Below are 24,113 nucleotides of genomic sequence, written 5' to 3'. Positions count from 1 at the left end.
GGCCCAGTGGGACCCATCGGACTCACCGGAGCCACCGGAGCCGTCGGCCCTGTAGGACCCATCGGACTCACCGGAGCAACCGGAGCCACCGGAGCCGTCGGACCAGTCGGCCCTGTAGGACTCACCGGCCCAGCAGGACCCACAGGACCCATCGGACCCATCGGGTTGTCTGGACTTATTGGAGCTACTGGCGCGACGGGTCCGGCAGGACCAGCAGGACCAGCAGGACCTGCGGGAGCGACAGGTCCGGCGGGAGCGACAGGTCCGGCGGGTGCCACAGGTCCGGCGGGGCCCGCGGGACCGGCAGGACCTGCGGGTGCCACAGGTCCGGCGGGGCCCGCGGGACCGGCAGGACCTGCGGGAGGGGCGACGCAGTCGTCCATTTCCTCGACGTTCCTGCTGCTCGACAAGCTGGACGTGTCCCTGCGTAGCAACGGGGGCCTTCAGGTCCGCGATCCTCGGACCACGCCCGCCTGGCATGACATCTCCACCCTGACCGGCTATCCGGCGGATGTGAGATCCGTTTCCACGGCGGTCGTCACCGAAGGCGCGCTTCCCTACCTCGCCATCACGGCACAGACCTCGAGCGGGCAGGTCGCCCAGGCGAGGTGCCTGATCGGACTTCCGGTTCCGGTGGTCGGAGGCTTCTTCGCGCCTGGAGCGCCTCTCGGGCCTCCGGCCTACCCGGTGAACTGCACGGCTTTCAGCGATGTGTCGCCGGCGACCTGAGTCCCGCTGAGGGATGACAAGATGACAACGGATGCCGTGCCCGGGTCCCCCGGGTACGGCATCCGCCGTTTCAGCCAGGCCACGAACCAATCCCCGTATGGTTCACAGCTTCAGAACGGCCTCAGCCAGTTCGCGACCTTTTAGACTGTCTCGGCCGGATTCGCCCTTTCCGATTCGCGGCTCCTACGGAAAGCCGTGGCCGGGTCCGGGACTCCCGGGCACCGAACGGATACGAACGGCGCCGACGCGCGGCGGGTGATCCGGTGGGCGTCGAGGTCGCCCCGCCACGGCTACCCGCGGTTGCCGTAACCCCTGTCGCCCTCGCCGTACGCCCCTTCCGGGGGGCAGGCGGCGACGTTCGCGGAACCGATCGGAGTGGCCGCGATCGCCTTCGCCGAGAGCGCGCCGACCGTGAAGAACCGGGTGATCCTGATGCCCATCTCACGAGCCTTCCTGATGAGGGCGGCCCTGTCCACCGCCACGGAGAGCAGCCTGCACCGGAACGCTTCACACTTCCTGTACGGCCCGGCGCCCCCAGGCGAAACCGCCCGCCGATCGAAAAGGAAATGTGAAGTCGCAGGCCAGTGGGGTAAAACCCGCGTCCTGAAGCGGGTTTCGGTCTCGGCTGTTCTCAGGGTGATGAGACAGTCCGGCCGTACGAGGCTCCGACATCGGGATGGGCCGTCAGCCGTCGAGATAACGCAGGACCGCCAGCACTCTGCGGCTGTAGCCGGAATCGCGCGGCAGGCCGAGCTTGTCCATGATGGCATTGACATGCTTCTCGACGGTACTCAGTGACACGTGCAGGCGCTCGGCGATCGCCGCGTTGGCGAAGCCCTGCGCCAGGTGCCTGAGCACCTCGCTCTCGCGTCCGCTCAGCCTGCTCAGCGGGTCGGCGTGGGTGGTGCGGGCGAGCAGCTGGCGCACCACCTCCGGGTCGAAGACCGTCCCGCCCGCGCACACCCGTTCGAGGGAGCTCAGGAAGTCGGCCACTTCGGAGACCCGGTCCTTGAGCAAATAGCCGAGTCCCTCCGTGGTTCCGGCGAGAAGCGTGGCCGCGTAGGTCTTCTCCACGTACTGCGACAGCACGAGGACGCCGACACCGGGCCAGCGTTCGCGGATCTCCAGTGCGGCGCGCACCCCTTCGTTCGTGTGCGTCGGCGGCATCCGCACATCGACCACGGCCACATCGGGGTGGTGCCGCTCGACGGCGTCCAGCAGCGCCCGCGCGTCGCCGACGGCCGCGACCACCTCGTGTCCGGCGTCGTCGAGCAGCCGGATCAGGCCCTCGCGGAGCAGCACCGAGTCGTCGGCCAGGATCAGCCGCACAGCACGTCCTTCGGCAGTGTCGCGACGATCTTGGTGGGTCCGCCCTCCGGGCTGTCGACGGTGAACGTCCCGTCGAGCGCGAAAACCCTCCTGGCCAGCCCGGAGAGGCCGCAGCCCGAAGGATCGGCTCCGCCCCCGCCGTCGTCTGAGATCGCCACGCTCACCGCCCGCCCATCCTCGGTCAACACGATCAGGATGTCACGCGCGCCCGCGTGCTTGACCGCGTTGGTGATCGCCTCACGGGCGATGAAGTACAGGGCCGTCTCGACCTCGGAGACAGGACGCTCGGCCAGCCCGTAGTGCACGGTGACCGGCACGTTCGACCGCTCGGCGACGCCCGCGAGCGCGGCCTGCAGGCCCAGTTCGTCGAGGGCGGTCGGGTAGATCCTCCAGGCCACGCTGCGCAGCTCGTCGAGGAGCTGGCGCGACTCGGCGTACGCCTGGGTGACCAGCTCGGCGGTTCTGGCCTGGTCGGAGCTGTGCCGGGCGCGGCCGAGCAGCATGGCCAGCGCGACTCCCCGTTGCTGCACGCCGTCGTGCAGGTCGCGTTCGATCCTGCGCCGTTCGTCGTCCACGGCTCTGACGATGCCCGAGCGGGTCGCGGTCAGCTCGGCGATGCGCCTGCGCATCATTTCCTGCTCGCCCGGTCCGAGGAAGTGGTCGGCCAGCCGCCGTTCCGCGATCCCCGTGGCGAGGATCCCCAACACGACCAGGACCAGCAGGACCACCGCGCCGGTCAGGCCGAGCACACCGCTGCTGGTGACCAGCCGAACGCCGGGGAGGTTCACCGCTACGGCCTGGGACCCGCCCCCGGCCAGGTCCCACAATCCGCCGAACAGGAACAGGCCGGTGAGGAACAGACCCGCCGCGCAGCCGTACCCGGCGAGAACGCCCAGCGGGGCGCGGACGGCGATGAAGCCGTAGCCGCCGCCCGGCCGCTCCGTGCCGTGCTCCGGCCACCGCGTCGTGTCGTGGTCGAGCCACCTGGCCAGCCGGGCCCGTTCGAGGGTCATCAGTCGGGCCAGGCCCCGGTCGGCGGCGGGCCGTACGGCCGGGAGCAGCCAGGCGGGCCAGGCCACGCAGAGGAAGACCAGCTCGACGATCCCCAGGACCATGCCCGCGAGCACCCCGGCCAGGGTGCGGGCGATCCGGTTACCTGACACGGTTGCGCAGTCTAGGCGTCATGTCGGCTCAAGCGTCGCGCCGGCGCAGTACGGCGTAGCCCGCGCCCACCGCGACCGCCGTCCACGCGAGCAGCCAGGCCAGTCCCTCCGGTGCCGAATAGGGCACCGGACCGCCGATCGGGGTGTCGGTGCTGCCCATGAAGGCCAGACCGGCGAACATCGGCATGCGCAGGGAGACCTCGAAGGCCATCCGGGAGCCCGCCATCATCAGCAGCAGCGGAACGCCCATCAGCAGCATGAACACCGTGCTCAGGGTGCCCGCCGAACCGCGCATCGCGGCGCCGACACCGAGGGTCGTCACCGAGACCAGGGCGAAGAAGAGACCCACGCTCAGCAGTTCGGGGACGACCTCCGTGAGCGGCAGCGCCACGTAGCCTCCGAACACGTCGGCGGACAGCACCACGTAGACGGCCACCGTCGCCACGCCTCCGGACAGCACTCCCGCGGCGAACGTCACCGGCACCAGCACCAGTGCCTTCGCGGCGAGCACCCGGCCGCGGATCGGCGTCGCCTGCAGGGTCGTCCTGATGCTCCCCGAGGCGTACTCCGAGGTGATCGCCAGCATTGCCAGCGCGACCAGGGCAAACTGGGCGAACGATGTCGCCGAGGTCACCGGCTGGCTCGCGGGGAAAGGCCTGCCCGCGCCGTCGCGCACCATGTCCGTAGCCGTCCCCGCGCCCAGCGTCAGCGCGCTCAGCACCATGAGCGCCGTCGCGCAGACCAGGCACCACCAGGTGGAACGGACCGAGCGGAGCTTCACCCACTCGGCACCGGTCGCCTGCCTCAGCTCACTCAGCCACATGTTCACGCTCCCGCCCTCCGCGCGCCGTACTCGACGCTGCCCGCGGTCAGTTCCTGGTAGGCCTGCTCCAGCGAGGCCTCTCGGGTGCGCAGCTCGTGCAGCCGGATGCCCGCCTCGTGCGCCAGGTCGCCGACGCGCTCGATCGCGACACCGGTGGCGACCAGTTCGTTCTCGCCGAGCCGCTCCCACCGGATTCCCGCGGTGTCCAGCCGCGCCGACAGGCCGGCCGCGTGCGGGGTACGGACGACCACGGCGGTCAGGGAACTGCGCGCGATGACCTCCGCCAGCGGCGCGTCCATGATGAGCCGCCCCTTGCCGATCACCACGAGGTGGTCGGCGGTCAGCTGCATCTCGCTCATCAGGTGGCTGGAGACGAACACCGTCCTGCCCTCGTCGGCCAGCGAGCGCATCAGGTGGCGTACCCAGCGCACGCCGTCCGGGTCGAGGCCGTTGACGGGCTCGTCGAACATGAGCACCTCGGGGTCGCCGAGCAGGGCGCCCGCGATGCCGAGCCGCTGGCTCATGCCCAGCGACAGCGCACCGGCCCGCTTGCGCGCCGCCTCCCCCAGCCCGACCGTTTCCAGGACCTCGGCCACCCGGCTCCGCGCGATGCCGTTGCTGCGCGCCATCGCCGTCAGGTGCGCCTGCCCGCTCCTTCCGGGATGCAGCGCGCGTGCGTCCAGGAGCGCGCCGACCGTCCGCAGCGGGTTCCTGATCCGGTGGTACGGCACGCCCCCGATCAGCGCCGTACCGGCTGTCGGGCGGTCGAGCCCGAGGATCAGGCGCATCGTCGTCGATTTTCCCGCCCCGTTCGGACCGAGGAAGCCGGTGACGGCGCCCGGCTTCACCTCCAGTGACAGGTCGTCGACGACCGTCCGGGCACCGTAGCGTTTACCCAAACCTCTGAGACTGATCACACCGGCAACGCTAGGCAGGCGCCGGGACGGCCACCATGGTGGCGAACCTCCCACCTCCATGGCGGAAAACCGTAAACGCGGGACCGCGGTCGGCTCACGTCCGCAACCGGACAGGCCCTCATGGGCCGTGCGGGCCGCCCGGGGGGGAACGGGCGGCCCGCACGGGTCGGAAGGGGCTCGGGGATCGGGCCGGGATCAGATCGGGTTGAGGTACCAGATCTCGTTGCCCGCGACGATTCCGGCACCGGAGTCGGTGTTACCGGTGACCGTCTGCTGGTCGAGGGTGGTACCGCTGCCGACCGGCGTGTTGAGCACCTTGCCGCTGAAGCGGTTGACCAGGTAGAAGGTCCCGTCCGCGACCTTCTGGGGGGTCCACTGCTGGCTGGTCGCGGCACCGCAGGTCGCCTGCCTGATCTGGATGCCGGTGGACGTGCTGGCCGAGACGAGGTCGAGGCACTTGGAGCTGTTGACGTTCACCAGCTTCCAGTAGGACCCGCTGGCCTGGAGCGTCCACCGCTGGCTGGTGGCGCCGGACGGCGCGTTGTGCGTGATCAGCGCGCCCGAGGCGGTCGAGCCTCCGGCGGGCTCGGCGTTGTCGCGGGTGCCAGACCCCTGCAGGTAGTACACGCTGTTGTTGACCGGCGAGCTGTCGGTGACCTGGTTGAACACCCACTGCTGGTTGGTCGCGCCGGTGTAGGTCTGCTGCGTGATGGGCGACGGGTAGGTGGCGCCCGCGGTCAGCGCCAGCCCGGACAGCCAGTCGAAGATCGCGTAGGTGTTCGTGCCGGTCTGCAGATAGGCGAAGCGCATGCCGTCCTGGCCGTTGCAGGCGTACTGCAGGAGCGTCGTGCCGGGCGTGGTGCCGCTGTAGGAGCTGTCGGCGCACAGGCGGCTGCCGACGTTGATGAACTGCAGCCCGGTGTTGTAGCCCATCAGCCACTTCTGGCTGGGGGTGTCGACACGGGTGCGCTGGCTCAGCTCGACCAGCGCCCCGGTTGAGGCGCCGATGGGCTCCAGCGCGCCTCCGGTGGAGGCGTTCGTTATGACGTAGGTGTTACCGGTCTTGGGATGCGGATCGCTGTCGGCCGTCGCGCCCGCGATGAGGTAGGCGCTGTCGGCGACGTTCCAGTGCGTGGCCAGGTAGCTTCCGGCGGTGGGGACCGCGTTGTAGTAGTCGTCCCGGTTGCAGTCGGGCAGCCGGTAGTCGTTCCACTTCAGGCAGCTCCACGTGGGCGTGCCGCCGTAGCACATGAGGTCCCACTGGTCGAGGCAGTGCCAGCCGCCGTCGGCGTGGGCCGCGCTGAGCTGCACGGCGCCGAAGCTGTGCGCCAGCTCGTGGGCGACGGCGTTCGCGCCGAAGCAGTTGGGGCTGGCGTCGACCCGGGAGAAGGCGAGCCCGTTGTTGAGGTTGGCGGCTCCGGTCGAGTCGTCGTTCTTGATGTCGGATATGCCGCAGATCACCGTGGCCTCGGTGAGCATGAGGTAGTGCCGGTCGTTGCTGGTGTAGCCGAGGGCCTGCAGGGCGGTCTTGCTGGTGGCGAAGTCGACCAGCGAACCGGCGGGGACCACCACGTTGCGCACGACGGGGGCGCAGCCGCCGGTCACCGCCGTGGTGACGTACCGGATGTGCCGGCTGCGGTTGGAGGTGGCGGCGGCGTCGTTGAACTGGTCGTCGGCGTCGGCCAGCCACGCCCGGAACATGGGCAGGAACTGCGTGTAGCGGTCCGGCATCGACGCCTCGCGCACGTACAGGGCCTCGACGCGCTTGCCGCTGGTGCCGTCGCCGTCACAGGCCACCAGTTGCGGGCTGACCCGCGCCTTGTCCTGGCTCGGCGCGAGGGCCGCCGGGCCGACGCGCTCACCGAGCCTGGCGCCGGGGAAGACGTCGGACACGACGCGGGAGTGACCGTCGCCTGGCGGCGTGGCGGCCGATGCCGTGGGGGGTGAGGCGACCAGGCCGACCGCGACGAGGATCCATGCGGCGGCCAGGGAGAGGTTTCGCCTGAGCTGCATTCCGATGAACTCCGATCGGTACGGATACGCCCTCAGGGGGCGATTCATCGGCAATGATCACACGCAAATGCACAAATCATGCTTATTGTAAGATTTATCACAAGATATTGACTTGATGCATTTCAAGTGATTGATCGGGTGATTGCATCTCGATGCGCCAACTTCAGCATATGTCAATAGCGATGCATTGTTTTATTGTTCAGAATTATTCGCCAAAAGGCCTGGTCCGCGCACATGCGGACACACTCCGCGTCCACCGTGTGTGTTTTCGTGACCGGCGGGTTCTCGTGACCGGCGGGTTCTCGTGACCGGGGGGCACGATTCGTAAACACCCCACCTCTGTCCGCGACCGCACCGCCGTACCCCCGAGACATCGGGCATCATTCTCGAATCTCGAACGACCCCGGCCATGAACGACCGGCCCAGCGCGTGTTTCATAAGTGGGTCAGAGCCATTCGTTGATCGCGGCGATGTTGTAGGTGGCCTGGTAGCGGACGGCGAGCTTGTCGTAGCGGGTAGCCAGGCTGCGGTTTCGTTTGAGTCGGTTGATACCGCTGAGTCGGTTGATACCGCACCCCACGGCGTAGCACTGCTTGTAGATCTTGGGGTCGAAGGTCGGTGGTCGTCCGCCCTTCGGCCCCTTCCTGCGCCGGTTGGCGGCCTGATCGTCCTTGATCGGGATCGTCGCCTTGATTCCGCGCCGTCACAGGTGCTCCCGGTTGGCGTTCGAGCCATACGCCTTGTCGGCCAACACCCGACCAGGGCGGGTCATAGGTCGCCCGCCGCCCGGGCGCGGCACCCGGATACAGGTCAGGACCTTCGTGAACTGCGGGCTGTCGCCGCGCCGCTCACCGGTCACCACCACGACGAGGGCTTTCTGGCCTTGCTCGCAGACCAGGTGCAGCTTGGTCGTCCAGCCGCCGCGGGAACGGCCCAGGGCGTGGTTGGCGGGCTCGTCATCGACGCCGCCGGGCGGCTCCTTTGTCCCACTTCGGTGGACGCCCTGGTTTCCGGCCCTGGGGCAGCAGGGGCTGTAGCGCCGCCCACTGCGCGTCGGTCAGGTCGTGCCACCTCGCCGCAGGTATGGTGGCCACGAGGTCTCCGGTTTCGTTCTTCTTGGTCGTTGAACGGTCTACCGGAGACCTCGCTGTTTATCTATGACCGACACATGCTTCTGTAGGCCAGCCGGTCACGGCCGTCGGGCGACTGGCCCACAGCACTCCTGAAACACGCGCTAGGTGGCATCCCGCTGGTCCAGCCACTTTAGAATCGCCTGGTTTGTTTCTTCCGGCTTCTCTTGCTGGATCCAATGACCGCAATCCAGGCTGACCACTTCCGCATTAGGTACGAAATCTGTCAGTCTTTCAGACTTCGAGATCACATCCCGGTCGCCATAGATCATGAGCGTGGGCTGCTGGATGATCGGGTCCACGTCCGCCAGCAAGCGCCAGTTGCGGTCAAGGTTCCTGTACCAATTCACACTGCCCGTGAACCCTGTTGATTCGAAGGCGGAGACGAAAACGGCCAGTTCGCTGCCGCTCATGACGGGATCACCGAGTGGCGTTTCCGCTCTGGCGAGATCGATCAGTGCCATACCCGGCTGAGGCTCCCTGGGGGGCTCGTTCTTCCGGTACATGTTGCGAAGGAACTGGAAGGTATTCTCTTCGAACACGGCGTCCGCGACGCCTGGCTGCCGATTGAAGTGGACGAAATAGAAGTCGCCGCCAAGCACATCTTCCATGAACTCGATCCAGGGCTTTTCTCCGCGCTCCTGGTAAGGCAAGCTCAGGTTGATCACTTTGTTTACACGGTTCGGATGCAGCAGGGTCAGTCCCCAGACGACCATTGCACCCCAGTCATGACCGACAAAGGTGGCATCCTCGTATCCGTAGTGATCGAGAAGTGCGATGAGATCACCCGACAGGTGTTCAATGTCGTAGTCTGTCACTTCGGCCGGGCGGGATGAGTTCCCGTAACCCCGCTGGTTCGGGACGATGACATGGTAGCCCGCTGCGGCAAGGGCAGGCATCTGATGGCGCCAGGAAAAGGCGTGCTCCGGCCAGCCATGACAGAGAACAATGGGTTTCCCCGCATTCTGTCGGCCTGCTTCAAAGACCTCAAGCTCCACACCGTTGACTGACACAAGGGCGGGCTCGGGGAAATCGGCTGGATCGAACATTGCATTTCCTCTCTTTCTTTTCGAGGTGATCAGGCGGCGAAGGTTCCCGAAGACAGCGTCGGCGCACCCCTGACAGGCCGAGGGCCGATGCGGTCGTGGGCAGTGGGACTCGCCGGTGAGGTCATGTCGCCATCCTGCCGACCAAAACCGGTCAACCCATGACCGGTTTTATGTGAAAGTGTCGTCGGCATGCGAACCGACCGGCTGGTGGCCATCCTCCTCCTGCTGCAACGGCGCGAGCAGGTGACAGCAGCAGAGGTCTCCCGAGAGCTGGAGGTCTCCGAGCGCACCGCCCGCCGCGACCTCGACGCCCTGGCCATGGCCGGGGTGCCCGTGTACTCCATGCAGGGCCGAGGCGGCGGCTGGCGCCTCGTGGGCGGCGCCCGCACCGACCTGTCCGGGTTGACCTCGAGTGAGGCCCGCGCCCTGTTCCTGGTTGCCGGCCAGGCCTCGGCTGCGACGCCGGCCGTGAAAGCAGCTCTGCGCAAGCTCGTCCATGCCCTGCCGGAGCCCTTCCGGGTGCAGGCCGAGGCAGCAGCGTCGTCGTTGGTCATGGACCCGCAACGATGGGGGTCGAGTCGGGTCGAGCACCGACCACCTCGCTTCCTCGACGAACTCCAAGACGCGGTGATCCGCGGCGTCCAGGTGCGGCTCGGCTACGTCGACCGCAAAGGCGTCGAAACCGAGAGAACCGTCCACCCGCTGGGCATCGTCGCCAAAGGTCCGTCGTGGTACCTCGTCTCCAACACCGAGGCCGGTCGGCGGACCTTCCGGATCGACCGCGTGTCGTCCGCCGACCCGACCGACGATCCCGTGCACCGCCCCGAGGACTTCGACCTTGCCGAGAGCTGGCGCGAGATCGCCGACGAGGTCGACCGCAGGCGAACGCCCCTCGAGATCCAGGCGGTATGCACGCCCCACGGGATAGGCCTGCTCCGGATGGGGCTCGGCGATCGGCTCGAGGTGGGAGGTTCCACGACCGACGGCCGCATCGAGGTCGTGATCCGCGGCCGCAACGAGTACACGCTCGCCGGCGAGCTTGCCGGGCTGGTCGAATGGCTCGAGGTGACTGGCCCTCCAGGTGTGCGAGACCACCTGGCCTCGATCGGCAACGCGCTCGTCGAGCGATACGGCTGAGACCGGCACGCCTTCACTTGCATTGACACCTCGTCCAGCTCCGAGCGTCGCGGGAAATGGGAACTCAATCAGGGGCAAAATGATGAAAGCGGACATCGATCCACCTTCGATCACATATGACCGCCCGGATCGCGTGCCGCGATCATCCACCAGCACTGATCATGCGATGGGGCCGAGGTAGGTTCCGCCCGAGACGTCGATGGTCTGGCCGGTCACCCACCGGCCCTGGGGGCCCGCCAGGAAGCCGACGACGTCGGCGACGTCCTCCGGCTCGCCGAGCCGCCCCAGCGCGGTGATCGCCTCCATCCCGGCGACCACCTCCGGGATGGAGGTGTAACCCATGGTCAAATCGGTCCGCACCACGCCAGGCGCGACCGTGTTCACCGTGATCCCACGCCTGCCGAGCTCATTGGCCAACGACGGGGCCATCGACTCCAGCGCCGCCTTGCTGACGGTGTAGCCGATCTGGACGGTGATCGCGACCCGGCTGGCCACCGAGCCCATGTTGATGATGCGGCCGCCGTCGTTCAGCAGCGGCAGCGCACGCTGGATCACGAAGAACGGCGTGCTCACATTGATCGTCAGCAGCCTGCCGAACTCCTCCGGGGTGATCTGCGAGATCGGGCTGCTCGAACCGATGCCCGCATTGTTGACCAGGATGTCCAGGCCACGTCCCGCCAGCCCCTCGGTCAGGCCCTCGAACAGCCGGTCCACCGCGTCCTCGTCGCCGAACCGGGCCCGGACGGCGAACGCCCGGCCTCCCGCCTCCTCGATCCGCGCCACGGTCTCCTTGGCCGCCGCGTCATTGCCGCCGTAGTGGACGGCGACCAGAGCGCCCTCGGCTGCCAGCCGCAACGCGACCGCCCTGCCGATACCCCGCGACCCACCCGTCACCAGCGCCGTCTTTCCTGCCAGACCATCCATCTGAGGCTCCTCGATCGGTAGCCGGTTCTCGGTGTGAACCCGGCGATGGCTCAACAGTGACGGCTACGGTTCACCGCACGCTCACCACCGACTCACCGGCCACGGAACCCGCGGTGTTGAGCCTTCTGGTCAACCGGTGACGCCGCCTCCCTCCGGTTCCGTCGTCCATCGCTCACCATCTGATCGCCGCGTGATCGCTCCGCCCCGCACGGGCCGGGAGTTCCATGACCGCTTCGCCTGGCCCGGCGGAGTCACGCGAGCAATCGAGCTGACAGGCAAGACGTTCTTCGCTCGCCGAACGCCTCAGGGCAGGATTTCGAGCCGGACGTCGGGGATGTCGTCGTACAGGTGGGGGGCGGAGGTAATGATGCGCCAGCCGCCGCGCGCTTCGGCCAGGACCACGGCGTGGGCTGCGGCGAGGAGGGCCACGAGTTCGGTTCCCGTCGCGGGGCCCGAGGCGTGCCGTTCCAGGTTCGCCGCCATCTTCGGGCCCAGCCCGGCCGCGTGCGTGACGTCGGCGGCCTCCAGGCTCCCGATCGTCACCACCGGCACCGCCAGCAGGGCCTCCGCCTGGCCCGGGCGGAAGGTCGCCACACACTGCGCGGCCGTCGCGGGCAGCAGGAGCGTGGTGTTGCGCAGCACCGACTGGCGGACGACCTCGCGGCCGTAGTTGCTCTTGACGTCGAGCAGGTGGTGAACCGCGTCGAGGTCGAGGACGTGACCGGTCAGGCCCTCGGCCTCCAAGGTCACGCGACGTCCCTGTCGACGTCCCCGCCGGAGCCGAACAGGCGGTTCGCGCGCTCCCTGTCCGCGTCGGTGATGTCGTCCTGCCAGCCCGCCCCCCACAGGCGCTCCAACGCCGCCAGGCCGTCCTTGATCCGGCGCTGCTCCCGAAGGGCGTCGGCGATGTAACCAGAGGCGTTGCCGGACCGCTGCGCCTCGTCGGCGAGGTCGTCCGGCAGGGAGATCGTGATCCGCTTGGTCATACCCATGAGGGTAATTGAGTCATACTCCTGCCGTCCATGAAGCGGTAATCACCTCAAGCGGCCAGGTCAAAGAGGGGTTGTGTATGGAATGTGGAGGTTCGGACGCGGCCCGGGGACGGTGCCGCTCCCGGGTGGTCAGTCGACGCGGGGGGATCCGGTACGGCTGCGCTTGAGCTCGGAGAACCCCGGCGTCGCCGAGACCAGGAGCACGCCGTCCCAGAGCCTGCCCGCCGCCTCAGCGCGGGGCACGGGGCTCACCACCGGGCCGAAGAAGGCGTTGGGCCGCCCATCGGGCCCGGGTACGTGGATCGCCGGGGTGCCCAGGTCCTCACCAACCGGGTCGAGGCCCGCCCGGTGGCTCAGGAGAAGGGCGTCGTCGTGGTCGGCGGTCTCGGCCGCGTCGGCGAGGTCCGTGTCGAGGCCCAGTTCGGCCAGCGCGCCGACGTACAGGTCACGGCCGATCAGCGCCTTCTCGTGGTGGATCCGGTTACCGAAGGCGGTGTAGAGATCGCGCAAGATCGGCGTGCCGTACTTCTGCTCGGCGGCGACGAGCACGCGCACCGGCCCCAGCGTGTCGGCAAGCCATCGCTCGTACCACTCCTCCAGCCCCTCGCGGCCCTCGTTGAGCAGCCACAGGCTCATCACGTGGAAGCGGACCTCCACATCGCGGACGCGTTCCACCTCGAGCAGCCAGCGCGAGGTGTTCCACGCCCAGGGGCACTTCGGGTCGAACCACATGTCGGCGATGGTCATGGACGTACTCCTCGGCCGCTTCCTCATCCGTCGGGATCATTCAACGGCCTCACATTGGCTCCACAGAAGTGCCAATTTCCCGCAAACTGAAAGCGCCAATGTAGTGTCGGGACGTGGACCTGCACGTCAGCCTGGAAGGCCCGGGTGACCTGGCCTTCCGCATCTACCGGCAGCTACGCGACGCGATCCTGGACGGTCGGCTGCGCCCCGGAGAGCGTCTGCCGCCCTCCCGGGAGCTCGCCCGCCGCCTCGACGTGGCGCGCAACACGGTCTGTGTCGCCTACGAACGTCTGACGGCCGAGGGTTTCCTCGTCGCCCGCGTCGGGGCGGGCACCTTCGTGGGACCGGAACCGGTCACCCGCGCCGAACCGCGGGCCGCGCCGCAGGGCCGTGGCGTGCGTCCCCGGGCGTTCTGGGACTCCCTCTCCCCCAACCTGTCACCAGACCTCTCCTCCGACTCCCCCGACTCCCCGGGCCCCTCGACCGGCCCGCCGCCCGTCTACGACTTTCGGGTCGGCAGGCCGGACGGCGAGCTGTTCCCACTCGCCACGTGGCGCCGTCTCGTCGCCGGGGAGCTGCGCGTCTCGGCGGTCAGGACGGCCGGATACCGCGAGCCCACCGGACACCCCGGACTGCGCGAGGCCATCGCCCGGTACGTCGGAGTCTCCCGCTCCGTCCGGGCCCACACGGAGGACGTCCTCGTCACCCAGGGCGCGCAGCAGGCCCTCGACCTCGTCGGTCGGGTCCTGATCGAACCGGGCGACCGCGTGGCCGTCGAGGAACCCGGCTATCCGTTGGCACGGCTGCTGTTCGCCTCTCTCGGCGCCCAGGTCGTGGGGGTGCCCGTCGACGACGAGGGGCTCGACGTGAGCGCGCTCCCCGCGGACGCCCGGCTGGTGTACGTCACGCCGTCACACCAGTTCCCGCTGGGCACGCCGATGTCACTGGCGCGGCGGGCCGCGCTGCTCGAATGGGCCGCGCGCCACGACGCCGTGATCGTCGAGGACGACTACGACAGCGAGTTCCGCTTCGGCGAGCGTCCTCTCGAACCTCTGCAGAGTCTCGACCGGGACGGCCGGGTCGTCTACGTCGGCACCTTCTCCAAGACGCTGTCGCCGATGTTGCGGCTCGGCTTCCTGGTCGCCCCGGCCTCGTTGCGGCCCGCGCTACGCGCGGCCAGGCGGCTCACCGACTGGCACGGCGACCACACCGCCCAGGCGGCGCTCGCCCGCTTCATCGACTCGGGCGAGCTGTCACGGCACGTCCGCAAGGCGACCCGCGTCTACGCGGCCCGGCGCGAGCGCATCCTCGCGGCGCTGCGGGACGACCTCGGCGACCTGCTCGACCTGGTGCCGTCGACCGCGGGCCTGCACCTGTGCGCCCGGCTCAGGCCGGACGCGCTCGCCATGCTCGGGCCGGACGTGCCCACCGGGCTCGCCCGGGTGCTGGAGAAGGCACACGCGTCAGGCGTCGCCGTCGAGAGCCTGGCGGACTACTGTGCCGAAGGCGCGTCCCAGGCCGGTCTGGTGCTCGGCTACGGTGCCATCCCCGCCGAACGCGTCGCCGAGGGGCTGCGGCGCCTCGGCCGCTTCCTGGAGGGTTCCGCGGGCACGACGACGGCCGCCGCACCCGCGAACCCGTAGAAGACGGTCCCCGGCCCAGCCGATCGGAGATGAGGCTGCGGGTTTCAGAGCCTCGCGCGCCGGGACCGGCCGGCCATCCGGATCGGCGGACACCCGCCCGGGGACGGAGGAGGTGGGAGTCCTCTGAGGGCGCGGCCCGAGCGTGGAGCGTGATGCCCGCGAGGGTCACGATGCGCGGCTACCGGGTCAGCTGATCGTGGGGACCGACTCGATGAGGGCGATCAGGCCGCGTTCGTCGAGGAGGTTGACGGGGCGGATCGTCTTGTTGAGGCGGACGTAGTGGAAGGCGGCGCTCACCCGGCCAAGGGGGACGGCGGCCAGGTGGGACCAGGCCAGGCGGTAGGCGGCGAGCTGTACGGCCGTCGCCGCCTCGGCCTTCTTCCCCTTCGGGGGCCTGCCGGTCTTCCAGTCGACGACCTCGTAGCCACCGTCCGGGGTCTCGAAGACCGCGTCCATCCGGCCCCTGACCAGCCGGTCGGCGATCATCGTCTCGAACGGGACCTCGATGTCCATCGGCTCCCTGCCCGCCCAGTCGCTCTCCTCGAACCGCTCGCGCAGCTCGTCGAGCTGGACGTCCGCGGCCTCGTCGACATCGTCGGAGGAGCCTGGCAGGTCCAGCTCGTCGATCAGCCGCTGCTGGCCCCAGCGGGACTCCAGCCAGCTGTGGAAGGAGGTGCCCCTGCGGGCGAGCGGGGCCGGCTTCCTGGGCACGGGACGACGGATCTGGCGGGCCAGGGCCTTGGGGTCCGAAGCCAGGGTGACGAGGGAGGAGACGGTCAGGTGGGTGGGCAGCTCGACCCGGCCGGGACCGCGCCGCCGGTTCAGCTCGCGTTCCCTGAGCAGCAGCTCGATGTCGCGTTCCCAGGCCTTCGCCCGCTCCCTGTCCCATCCGCGCAGCTCCGCGAGAGCCGTGGAGGGTTCCGCCGCGGGCTCGCTTTCGGGCCCGTGCTCGCCTTCAGGCCCGTATTCAGGTCCCTGCTCGTTTTCGCCTTCGGGGGTGGGGCGGGCGGGGGCGTCGTCGGCCGGGCCGTACCGCCCGGTGGAGGGGACGCCGGACCTCTCGTCCGGCCGGTCCGCCGGAGGGGAGATCTGTCCACGGCCCGGCCGGTCCGCCGGGAAGGAGGCCTGTCCCCGGTCCGGTGGCGCCTCGGAGAGGCTCTCGAAGTCGCCGTAATCGCCGTAGTGCCCGGGGTCGCCGTGGTCCTCGGGAAACGGAACATCCTCGTCCCGGGGAGCTTCGGGGAAGGGAACGTTCTCGCCCTCCGAGACGGAGCCGTCCGCGCCGGGATCGTCAGGGAAGGGCACGGCCACGGCGGAGGCGGCCGTCCGGGAACCGGCCGGTACGGCCCCGGCGTGCGCGACGGGCACGGCCAAATCGGAAGCGGCCAAGCCGGAAGCGGCCGAACCAGAAGCGACCAAGCCGGAAGCGGCCGGGCCAGGAGAGGACGTGCCCAGGGCGGCGAGGGCGGCCTCGACCATGGCCGCGCCGTCCTGTACGGCCTCATACCGCAACCCCTCCGGGGTCACCGGCCACTCGGACTCGGCGGGGTCGGCCAGGAGCGGGTTGGTCGCCCCCTCCTCGGCCTCCGGCGCCCAGACGGCCACCCGGCCGCAGGTGTCGCGGACCTCCAGCAGGAAGTCGGAGGGGTCGAGCGGCTTGGTCGCGCTGCCCCAGCGGTAGCCGGAGGCGATCAGCAGGTAGTGGGCGCGCGTGACGGCGACGTAGGCCAGGCGGCGTTCTTCAAGCAGGTCACGGTCGCGGCAGCGCTCGTCGAAGTCGCCCAGCTCCTCCTTGGACAGACCGCCGAGCCTGGGCAGGTCGGAGGCGTCGCCGCGCAGCGGGTAGGGCAGCTTGCGCGCGTTCTCCGTCCACTTGGGGCTGACGACGGGCCTGGCGGGGAACATCGTGCCGACGGTCAGGCCGCCCGACTTCGCGACCGCCTGGGACATGCCGGGCACCACGACGACCGGCCACTCCAGCCCCTTCGAGGCGTGCACGGTCATCAGCTTCACGCTGTTGCTCTCGCCGACCCTGCCCGCGTCCAGGCCGTTCTCCTCCTCGTCCGCCGCCTTGAGGAACGCCAGGAACGCCCCCAGCGTCGGGTCCTCCGAGTCGCCCGCGAACCGGGCGGCGGCGTCCAGGAAGGCGTCCAGGTCCGCCCGCGCGGCGAACACGCCGACGGCCGACCCCCTGGCCGCGACCTCGATGTCCAGGCCGAGCCTGCGCTCGATCTCGACGATCAGGTCGGGCAGCGGCTGCCCGGTGTGGGCGCGCAGGATCCGCAGCTCTTGGGCCAGGGCGACCAGACGAACCCGGGCGAGGGCGGAGAACAGGTCCTGCCATTCGGGACGGTCCGGCAGCTCGTCGAGGGCGTCGACCAGGCTGCCGCGCTCCTCGGCCATGTCCGCGACGACCTGATCGAGGGGGTCGGCCACTCCCGGCGAGTCCTCACGGGTCTCCCGGTTCAGCTCGCGCGCCCGCTCCCCCAGCTCCTTCAGGTCGGCGGGGCCGATCCGCCAGCGGGGCCCCGACAACAGCCTGACCAGCGCGTCTCCGGCCGTCGGGTCGTAGATCACCCGTAGCGTCGCCACGATGTCCGCAACCTCGGGCACGGTCAGCAGGCCGCCGAGGCCGACCACCTCGACGGGGATGCCCCGCGCCTCAAGCGCCCTGCGCAGCGCGGGGAACTGCGACCGCTTGCGGGCCAGGATCGCCACGTCGTGGGGCTGCAGACACTGCGGGCCGCCCCAGGCGCTCTGCTTGGCCTTCTTGCGCTCGCCGTCGCCCCACGGCAACCCGTCCGGGGCACTCTCACTGCCCAGCAGCTTGCCGATGCCGTCCGCGATCCACTCCGCCTCGTCGTCGGCGGTCTCGTGGAAGGCGGCGACCACCCGCCCCCGCTCGACGCGGTTGCCGCCGGGCACCAGCACCGGCACCTCCCTGGCCTCAAGGCGCAGCGGGATCTGCACCCTGGCGGCGACGTCGAGTACGGCGTCGCCGTTGCGGAAGCTGACGGACAGGCGGCGGATCGGGGCGGGCTCCCCCGAGGCGGTCCTGAAGTCACGGGGGAAGCGGGTGAGGTTGCCCGAGGAGGCGCCGCGCCAGCCGTAGATGGACTGGCAGGGGTCGCCGACCGCGGTCACCGGGTGGCCGTTGCCGAACAGCGAGCGGAGCAGGACGAGCTGGGCGTGGCTGGTGTCCTGGTACTCGTCCAGCAGCACGACGGCGAACCTGCCTCGCTCGATCTCACCGACCTCGCTGTGCTTGGCGGCGATCCTGGCGGCCAGCGCCATCTGGTCGCCGTGGTCGACGACCTCACGGCTGCGCTTGAGCCGTTCGTAGGCCTCGACCAGGGGCAGCAACTGCTCCCTCGCCCGCTGCGTGGCCAGGGGTTTGCGCTGGAGCTGGGTCGGTGTGCCGGGGAGCCTGCCGTACCTCTCGGCGAGCCAGACGCCGACCTCCCGCACCTCCCGCGGGGTGCGCAGGTGCTCGGCCAGCTCCCCGGCCAGCTCCAGCACGGCGCGGGTGACGGTCGCCGGTCCCCACTCGATCTGCTCCATCGGCCCGTCGTAGCCGCTGACGACCCGCCCGGCGAGCTGCCAGGCGACGGCGGGACTGACCAGGCGCATGGTGGGTTCCAGCGCCTCCCGTAGGGCGTGCTCGGTGACCAGCCTGGCCGCGTACGCGTGGTAGGTCGAAATGGTCGGCTCGCCCTCCAGCAGGTCGGCGGGGACCTGCTCGACGGCGACCAAGCTGTTGAGCCGCTCGCGGACGCGGACGGCCAGCTCCCCCGCGGCCTTCCTGGTGAAGGTCAGGCCGAGCACCTGCTCGGGGCGGACCAGGCCGTTGGCGACCAGCCAGACGACCCGCCCCGCCATGGTCTCGCTCTTGCCGGACCCCGCCCCGGCGACCACGACCATCGGTTCGAGACCGGCCTCGATCACTTCGGCCTGTTCGGGGGTCGGGGGGAGGATGCCCAGCTTGGCGGCGAGCTGGATCGGGTTCAGCACGGAGCCTCGCCAGAGGGGACGGCGGTGGTACGGCCGGGCCCAGGACATCCCCGCACCTCGGCGACACGGCCGGCCCCGGGACGCCCCTGCGCCTCGGCAGTACGGCCGTGCCGGAGGAATCCCCGCGACGCCGCGGTACGGCTCAGCACACCTGGTCTCCGTTCTTGCTGACCGGGCAGCTCGCCCGAACGGCGCAGGTGCGGCAGCCGTCGTTGACCTTCGCCCGGAAGAACGGCCCCGACATGCCGATCGCCACGGTGTCCACCATGTCGCGGGCCCAGCCGGGCTCGGCGTCCTCCGACAGCGGGGTCTGGATCTGCTCCTTGGCGCCCTTCTTGCCCGCCGCGTCGCCGACCTGGACCAGGGCGGCGCCGCCGGGCTCGGTCATCCCGTGCCGCTCGAAGGCGCCCAGCAGCGCGGCGAGCTGGTACACGCCGAGCTGGGGATGGCGTTCGAGGTCGACGTCCTTGGGGCCGTTCTTACCGGTCTTGATGTCGATGATCACCGCCCGGCCCTCGCCGTCGCGCTCGACCCGGTCGACCCGCCCCTTGATCTGCACGCCCTCGGAGACCATGGCGGTGAACGCCTCCTCGAGGCCGACCAGCTCCCTGGGGTTGTCCTGGTGCCAGCGGACGAACTTGGCGACCATCTCCTCGGCGACCTTGCGCTGCTTGCGGTTGTACCAGGCGCCGCCGAAGTCCAGCTCGTGCCAGACGTCGTCGAGGCGCTTGCCGAGCGTCTCCTCCGTGGGCATGCCGGTCGCCGCCAGCACGGCCAGCGCGTGGATGACCGTGCCGAGCCCTCTGGCGACGTCGGTGCCGCCCGCGCCGACGGAGGTCTCCAGCAGCCAGCGCAGGCCGCACTTGGTGAAACTCTCGACCGCGGACGGCGAGATGCGCACGATGTCGTCGGGCCAGCTCAACGGGCGGTCGTCGGAGATGGGCGTCAGGGCGTACCAGTCGTTGGGGTGGGCGCCGGGCACTCCGGCGGCGGCGAGCCTGGCCAGGTGTTCCGCGGCGGCCCTGCGGAGCGGGTCCGGCCTGGTCGGGTCGGAGACCGCCGAGCGCAGGTCGGCGACCAGGGCGGACATGCTCAGCCAGCGGGAGCGCTCGTCGATGACCGTCTCCCCCGTTTCGCCGGGGGCCAGCTCGGCGAGGAACCTGGAGGGCCGTTCCTCGGTGTCCTCGCCGCCGACGGCGGTGACGACCAGTTTCCTCCTGGCCCTGGTGGCCGCGACGTAGAACAGGCGGCGCTCCTCCGCCAGGAGCTGGGAGGCGAGCGCGGCGGAGACGGCTGCGGGGTTCTCGTGCTCGGAGCCCGCAGCCCTGGCGACCATGTCGTCGGTGCTCAGGATGGATCCGCGCAGCCGCAGGTCGGGCCACGCCCCCTCCTGGACGCCCGCGACGACCACGACGTCCCACTCAAGGCCCTTGGAGCGGTGGGCGGTCATGATGCGCACCGACTCGCTGTCCGGGGCGCGCTCGGCGAGGGAGTCACCGGGGATCTCCTGGGCGACCAGGTCCTCGACGAACACCTCGACGCCCGCGTGCGGCAGCCGGTCGACGAACGTGGCCGCGTGGTCGAACAGCGCGACGACCGCGTCGAGGTCGCGGTCGGCCATCGTGCCCCGGTAGCCGCCTGAGACGCTCGTCTCGGTCCACTTCTCGGCGAGCCCGGTGGCGTTCCAGACGCCCCAGAGGACGTCCTCGGCGGTGCCGCCGTGCCGTACGGCGTCCGCGGCGCCCGCGATGAGCCGGGCGAGCCGTTCCGCGGGGAGCGCGACGTGCGGCTCGACGCGGATCAGCTCCCGCTCGTCCTTCAGCGCGGCGACGAGCAGCGCGCCGGAGGAACGCGGCCCGGAGCCGTCACGCTCCCCCGGGTGCTCCTCGGGGAGGTGCTCTGAGACGCTCTCGACGTCGAGATCATGATCGGGGGCGAGGCCGGGACCGACGTCACGGTCGGGATCGGAGGCGGGGTCACGGTCTGAATCGGCGTCGCGGTCGATGCCTGGGGCGGGGTCGAGGTCACGCTCGCGGTTGGAGCTGGGGCTGGGGTCGCGGTTGGGGCTGGGGTCGCGGTTGACGTCGCGGTCGAGGTCGCGCTCGTCCGGGTTCGTCATGGCCTCGTGCTCGGCGATCCGCAGGGCCCTGCGCAGGCGCCGCACGCCGATCATGTCGGTCCCGCCGAGCGCCCCGGTCAGCAGCTCCTCCGCCATCGCCTCGTCGAGGATCTCCGGGTCGAGCGCGACCTGGATGAGCCTGATCAGCGGTCGCACCCCCGGCTCCTGGAACAGCGGTAGCTCGCCGCCGCCGACCACGACGGGCACCCCGGCCGTGACCAGGGCCCGGCGCAGCAGCGGCACCTGGCGCGAGGCGGAGCGCACCAGCACCGCCATGCGTGACCAGGGGACACCGTCGAGCAGGTGCGCCCTGCGCAGCGTGTCGGCCACGAGCGCCGCCTCCTGCGCGGCGCCGTCCGTCACCAGCACCCTGACGTCACCGGGCTCCGCGTCCGGCAGGGCCTTCAGCTCCCGGTGCCCGGCGCCGCCGGGGGGCGCGGGCAGGCGGCCGGTGACCCGCCGCGAGGCCTTCAGCAGCTCGTGACCGCTGCGGCGGCAGACGCGCAGGGCGACGACGGGAGCCTTCTCTCCGTCCTTGCTCCTGAACCGGTCGGGGAACTCCATGATCCCGCGCACGTCCGCGCCACGGAAGCCGTAGATCGACTGGTCGGGATCGCCGACCACCACCAGGTCGCGGCCCTCCCCCGCCAGCTGCTGGAGCACGAACTCCTGGGAGGGATCGGCGTCCTGGTACTCGTCGACGAAGACGGCGTCGTAGGCGGACCGTTCGCGCAGCCGTACCTCGGGGTCGGTGAGCAGGCCCCCGGCGGCGCGGATCAGCTCCGAGTAGTCGAGCACCGGCTCCAGGTCGAGATCGAACCTGGCCTGGTAGCGGTCGGCGAACCGGCCAGCCGCCACCCAGTCGGCGCGACCGTGCGTACGGCCAAGCTCGACGACGTCCTCGCCGTCGAGACCCCGCTCCGCCGCGCGGGCCATGAAGTCGCGCAACTCCTGGGCGAAGCCCCGGGTCTTGAGCGCCTCACGCACGTCCTCGGGCCACAGCGGGGCACCGTCCTCCAGCTCGCCGTGAAGCAGACGGCGGACCTCAAGAAGCTGCTCCGGCGCGGTCAGCACCCGGGGCGCCGCCTCTCCCCGGTGGACGGCCTCGCGGCGCAGCAGCGCGTAGGAGTAACTGTGGAAGGTGAGCGCGAGAGGGGTGCGGGTGGTGCGGCGCATCCGCCCCGTGATGCGCTCGCGCAGCTCCTCGGCGGCCTTGCGGCTGTAGGTGAGGACGAGCACCCGCTCGGGGTCCATGCCTCTGCGCTCGACGCGGTCGACGACGCTCTCCACGATCGTGGTCGTCTTACCGGTGCCGGGCCCCGCCAGCACGAGCAGCGGGCCGCCCTCGTGCGTGACCACGGCCCGCTGGTGCTCGTCAAGCACGGGGGCAACAGCTCTCCCCGCACCCACACGACGCACCAACCGCCAGCCCTGACCACTCACAACTCGTCATTCCACCAGATCCCGGGTGATGATCGTGCCGAGTCCGCCGGTACGGCATGGCAGGGTTCCGTCCGGACAGCCGGAACGGGCGGGCCTTTCGAGGGCGATGACGTGTGATTTTCCCCTGACACCCCGGTCGGGGCCGACGAGCGGAGCCCCCCGTGTCCAGGCCGGGGTCAGACCGGGGTCAGGCCGGAGTCAGACCGGGGTCAGGCCGATTTCCTGGCCTCAATGAGGAACCGGGACGAATAGGCGACGAACGGGCCGGTTTCCTGGATCTGCTCGTGCAGCTCGCGGAGCCGGTCACGGTAACGGCCGACGGTGAAACCGGGCACGATCCAGATCACCTCGCGCAGGAAGTAGACGACCGCGCCGATGTCGAGGAACTCCATCCGCAACCGCTCCAGGCGCAGGTCGACGATCTCGAAACCGGCTTTCCTGGCCTCGGCGGTCTCGTTGTCCGGGTGGCGCCCACGGCGGATCTCCTCGGGCTGCGGTCCGAGGAAGTACTCGACCAGCTCGAACACGCTGGCCGGGCCGACGTGCTGGGCGAGGTACGTCCCGCCCGGCTGGAGCACCCGGGCGATCTCCTCCACCACGCGGTCACCGGATGACGGCTGACCACCAGGTCGAACGCCTCGTCGGCGAACGGCAGCGGCGGCTCGTCGGGAGCCGCGACGACCACGACGCCCCGCGGATGGAGCAGCCTGGTGGCCTTGGCCACGTTCGGCGGCCACGCCTCGGTGGCGACCATCGTCGGAGGCAGCTTCTCGGCGCCCGCCAGCACCTCCCCGCCGCCGGTCTGAACGTCCAGCACGGCGGTGGCCCGGGCGAGCCGGGCGCTCATCAGGCGCTGGTACCCCCATGACGGACGCCGCTCGGTCGCCCGGCCCTCCAGCCAGGAGAAGTCCCACCCCTCGACCGGCTCCGCCTCGGCCACCAACTCCTCGAAAGCACGTCCCGCCCTCACAGCCTCGCAGGTGGGACGCCCACCGGACAATTGGAGTGCCGCGCTTACTTTCGCACGCGGAAGCGGAGCGTCGTGACGGCGCCCGACTGGGTGTTGCTGAAAGGTTCCAGCTCGATCCTGTCCAGGCTTGGGGGCGAGAAGCGGACACCGTCGCCGAGGAGCACCGGTAGGACATACACCAGGATCTCGTCGACGAGCCCGCGCTGTAGGCACTGGGCGGCCATGTCGGCACCGAGAATCTCCAGGTTCTTGTCGCCCGCAGCGCTGCGTGCCGTGGCAACGGCTTCCTCAAGTCCACAGGTGAGGAATGTGACGGCAGGGTCCGGCTCGTCGGGAGGCTCGTGGGTGAGGACGAACTGTGCTCCCCCGTCGTAGGCGGTGTCCTGGGCGGCCATACGCTTGGCGACCTCGTACGTGCCCCGGCCGATGAGCATGGCGCCCGTGGCCGCCATCACCTCCGGGACCGCGTCCGCAGTCAGGTAATCGGCGATCCAGTCCATCGCGTGGCCAGGGCCGGCGATGAAGCCGTCCAGCGACATCGCCCTGTTCACGACCACTTTGCCGGTGCCGGTGCCCACATCACTCATGCGTTTTCTCCATAGACCTTGGAAGTCCGAGGCCGAATCTTAGTTCGGCCGGTGAGGCCGTCCATCGTGACATGTTGTGGTGAGTTGGTCGCTGGTTTGGTGGTGAGATGGTCGCTGGTTTGGTGGTGAGATGGTCGCTGGTTTGGTGGTGAGATGGTCGCAGTGTTCGCGGTGAAATAGTCGCTACCGATATGGGGAGATGCCCGCTTCCCGACAGGCTCGTGCCGTACGGGACTGCAAGGGAACTCACCTTCCCGCGCGGTACTCCGCGCAGCGAGACCGGCCAGCGGAATCACCTCGTCATCCCCGCGCGCACAACCCCTCCCCCACCACGCGTGTACCCCTCCCTCACCGCGTGCGCAGCCGTTCGGGCGCCGGTACGGCGAG

Annotated in this window: 17 protein-coding genes and 1 pseudogene; 2 read left to right on the top strand and 16 right to left on the bottom strand. The window is 70.0% G+C overall.

The annotated features are described in order from the left end of the window. Positions 1–1,019: 1,019 nt before the first annotated feature. The 8 genes from AB0395_RS01280 to AB0395_RS01245 all read right to left on the bottom strand — a co-directional run bounded on the left by AB0395_RS01280 (position 1,020) and on the right by AB0395_RS01245 (position 9,153). The gene (locus AB0395_RS01280) at positions 1,020–1,211 is read right to left on the bottom strand and encodes a hypothetical protein (protein WP_366275854.1); all 192 of its coding nucleotides are present in this window, start codon (positions 1,209–1,211) and stop codon (positions 1,020–1,022) included. Between the two features lie 202 nt (positions 1,212–1,413). Next, entirely contained in the window at positions 1,414–2,058 is a 645-nt protein-coding gene (locus AB0395_RS01275; protein WP_366275853.1) for a response regulator transcription factor, read from the bottom strand. Continuing rightward, a complete protein-coding gene (locus AB0395_RS01270) occupies positions 2,049–3,221 on the bottom strand; it encodes a histidine kinase (protein ID WP_366275852.1) in 1,173 nt (390 codons plus the stop codon). Before AB0395_RS01270 ends, AB0395_RS01275 begins: the two co-directional genes overlap by 10 nt. Before the next feature lie 28 nt (positions 3,222–3,249). Next, complete coding sequence (locus tag AB0395_RS01265; protein ID WP_366275851.1) at positions 3,250–4,050, bottom strand: ABC transporter permease; 801 nt, start codon at positions 4,048–4,050, stop codon at positions 3,250–3,252. Further along, on the bottom strand, positions 4,047–4,961 hold the full coding sequence (locus AB0395_RS01260) for an ATP-binding cassette domain-containing protein (RefSeq protein ID WP_366275850.1): 915 nt from the start codon (positions 4,959–4,961) through the stop codon (positions 4,047–4,049). Before AB0395_RS01260 ends, AB0395_RS01265 begins: the two co-directional genes overlap by 4 nt. Before the next feature lie 195 nt (positions 4,962–5,156). Beyond that, positions 5,157–6,974 carry an RICIN domain-containing protein gene (locus tag AB0395_RS01255; protein WP_366275849.1) on the bottom strand — a complete coding sequence of 606 codons (1,818 nt, stop codon included), beginning with the start codon at positions 6,972–6,974 and terminating at the stop codon, positions 5,157–5,159. 445 nt (positions 6,975–7,419) lie between these two features. Further along, on the bottom strand, positions 7,420–7,554 hold the full coding sequence (locus tag AB0395_RS01250; protein WP_366275848.1) for a hypothetical protein: 135 nt from the start codon (positions 7,552–7,554) through the stop codon (positions 7,420–7,422). Positions 7,555–8,208: 654 nt separating this feature from the next. Next, positions 8,209–9,153, bottom strand: coding sequence for an alpha/beta hydrolase (locus AB0395_RS01245; RefSeq protein WP_366275847.1), 945 nt, complete (start codon positions 9,151–9,153; stop codon positions 8,209–8,211). Positions 9,154–9,342: 189 nt separating this feature from the next. Between AB0395_RS01245 and AB0395_RS01240 the strand changes: the two genes are divergently transcribed. Next, on the top strand, positions 9,343–10,290 hold the full coding sequence (locus AB0395_RS01240) for a WYL domain-containing protein (protein ID WP_366275845.1): 948 nt from the start codon (positions 9,343–9,345) through the stop codon (positions 10,288–10,290). 159 nt (positions 10,291–10,449) lie between these two features. Here AB0395_RS01240 and AB0395_RS01235 read toward each other — a convergent pair whose 3' ends face one another. The 4 genes from AB0395_RS01235 to AB0395_RS01220 form a co-directional block, all read right to left on the bottom strand. Continuing rightward, positions 10,450–11,214, bottom strand: a complete 765-nt coding sequence (locus AB0395_RS01235) for an SDR family oxidoreductase (RefSeq protein ID WP_366275843.1) — start codon at positions 11,212–11,214, stop codon at positions 10,450–10,452. Between the two features lie 303 nt (positions 11,215–11,517). Then, positions 11,518–11,964 carry a hypothetical protein gene (locus AB0395_RS01230; RefSeq protein WP_366275842.1) on the bottom strand — a complete coding sequence of 149 codons (447 nt, stop codon included), beginning with the start codon at positions 11,962–11,964 and terminating at the stop codon, positions 11,518–11,520. Then, positions 11,961–12,200, bottom strand: coding sequence for a hypothetical protein (locus AB0395_RS01225; protein WP_366275840.1), 240 nt, complete (start codon positions 12,198–12,200; stop codon positions 11,961–11,963). The genes AB0395_RS01230 and AB0395_RS01225 overlap by 4 nt, the downstream gene beginning before the upstream one ends. A gap of 135 nt (positions 12,201–12,335) precedes the next feature. Beyond that, complete coding sequence (locus AB0395_RS01220) at positions 12,336–12,953, bottom strand: disulfide bond formation protein DsbA (RefSeq protein ID WP_366275839.1); 618 nt, start codon at positions 12,951–12,953, stop codon at positions 12,336–12,338. A 113-nt stretch (positions 12,954–13,066) separates the two neighbouring features. Here AB0395_RS01220 and AB0395_RS01215 point away from each other — a divergent pair, with 113 nt between their 5' ends. Beyond that, entirely contained in the window at positions 13,067–14,596 is a 1,530-nt protein-coding gene (locus AB0395_RS01215; protein WP_366275837.1) for a PLP-dependent aminotransferase family protein, read from the top strand. A gap of 186 nt (positions 14,597–14,782) precedes the next feature. Here the strand turns inward: AB0395_RS01215 and AB0395_RS01210 are convergent, their stop codons facing one another. The 4 genes and pseudogenes from AB0395_RS01210 to AB0395_RS01195 form a co-directional block, all read right to left on the bottom strand. Then, positions 14,783–18,655 carry a UvrD-helicase domain-containing protein gene (locus AB0395_RS01210; protein ID WP_366275835.1) on the bottom strand — a complete coding sequence of 1,291 codons (3,873 nt, stop codon included), beginning with the start codon at positions 18,653–18,655 and terminating at the stop codon, positions 14,783–14,785. 94 nt (positions 18,656–18,749) lie between these two features. Next, complete coding sequence (locus tag AB0395_RS01205; RefSeq protein WP_366275833.1) at positions 18,750–22,109, bottom strand: ATP-dependent DNA helicase; 3,360 nt, start codon at positions 22,107–22,109, stop codon at positions 18,750–18,752. 269 nt (positions 22,110–22,378) lie between these two features. Further along, positions 22,379–23,139 (bottom strand): annotated as a pseudogene (locus AB0395_RS01200) (class I SAM-dependent methyltransferase). A 44-nt stretch (positions 23,140–23,183) separates the two neighbouring features. Next, positions 23,184–23,726, bottom strand: coding sequence for a dihydrofolate reductase family protein (locus tag AB0395_RS01195; RefSeq protein ID WP_366275831.1), 543 nt, complete (start codon positions 23,724–23,726; stop codon positions 23,184–23,186). Between the last annotated feature and the right edge of the window lie 387 nt (positions 23,727–24,113).

Origin of the sequence: Streptosporangium sp. NPDC051023, assembly GCF_040689595.1 — a bacterium.
Lineage (GTDB): Bacteria > Actinomycetota > Actinomycetes > Streptosporangiales > Streptosporangiaceae > Streptosporangium.
The sequence above is the reverse complement of the archived record's forward strand: the minus strand, read 5'-3'. Positions and strand labels throughout refer to the sequence as shown.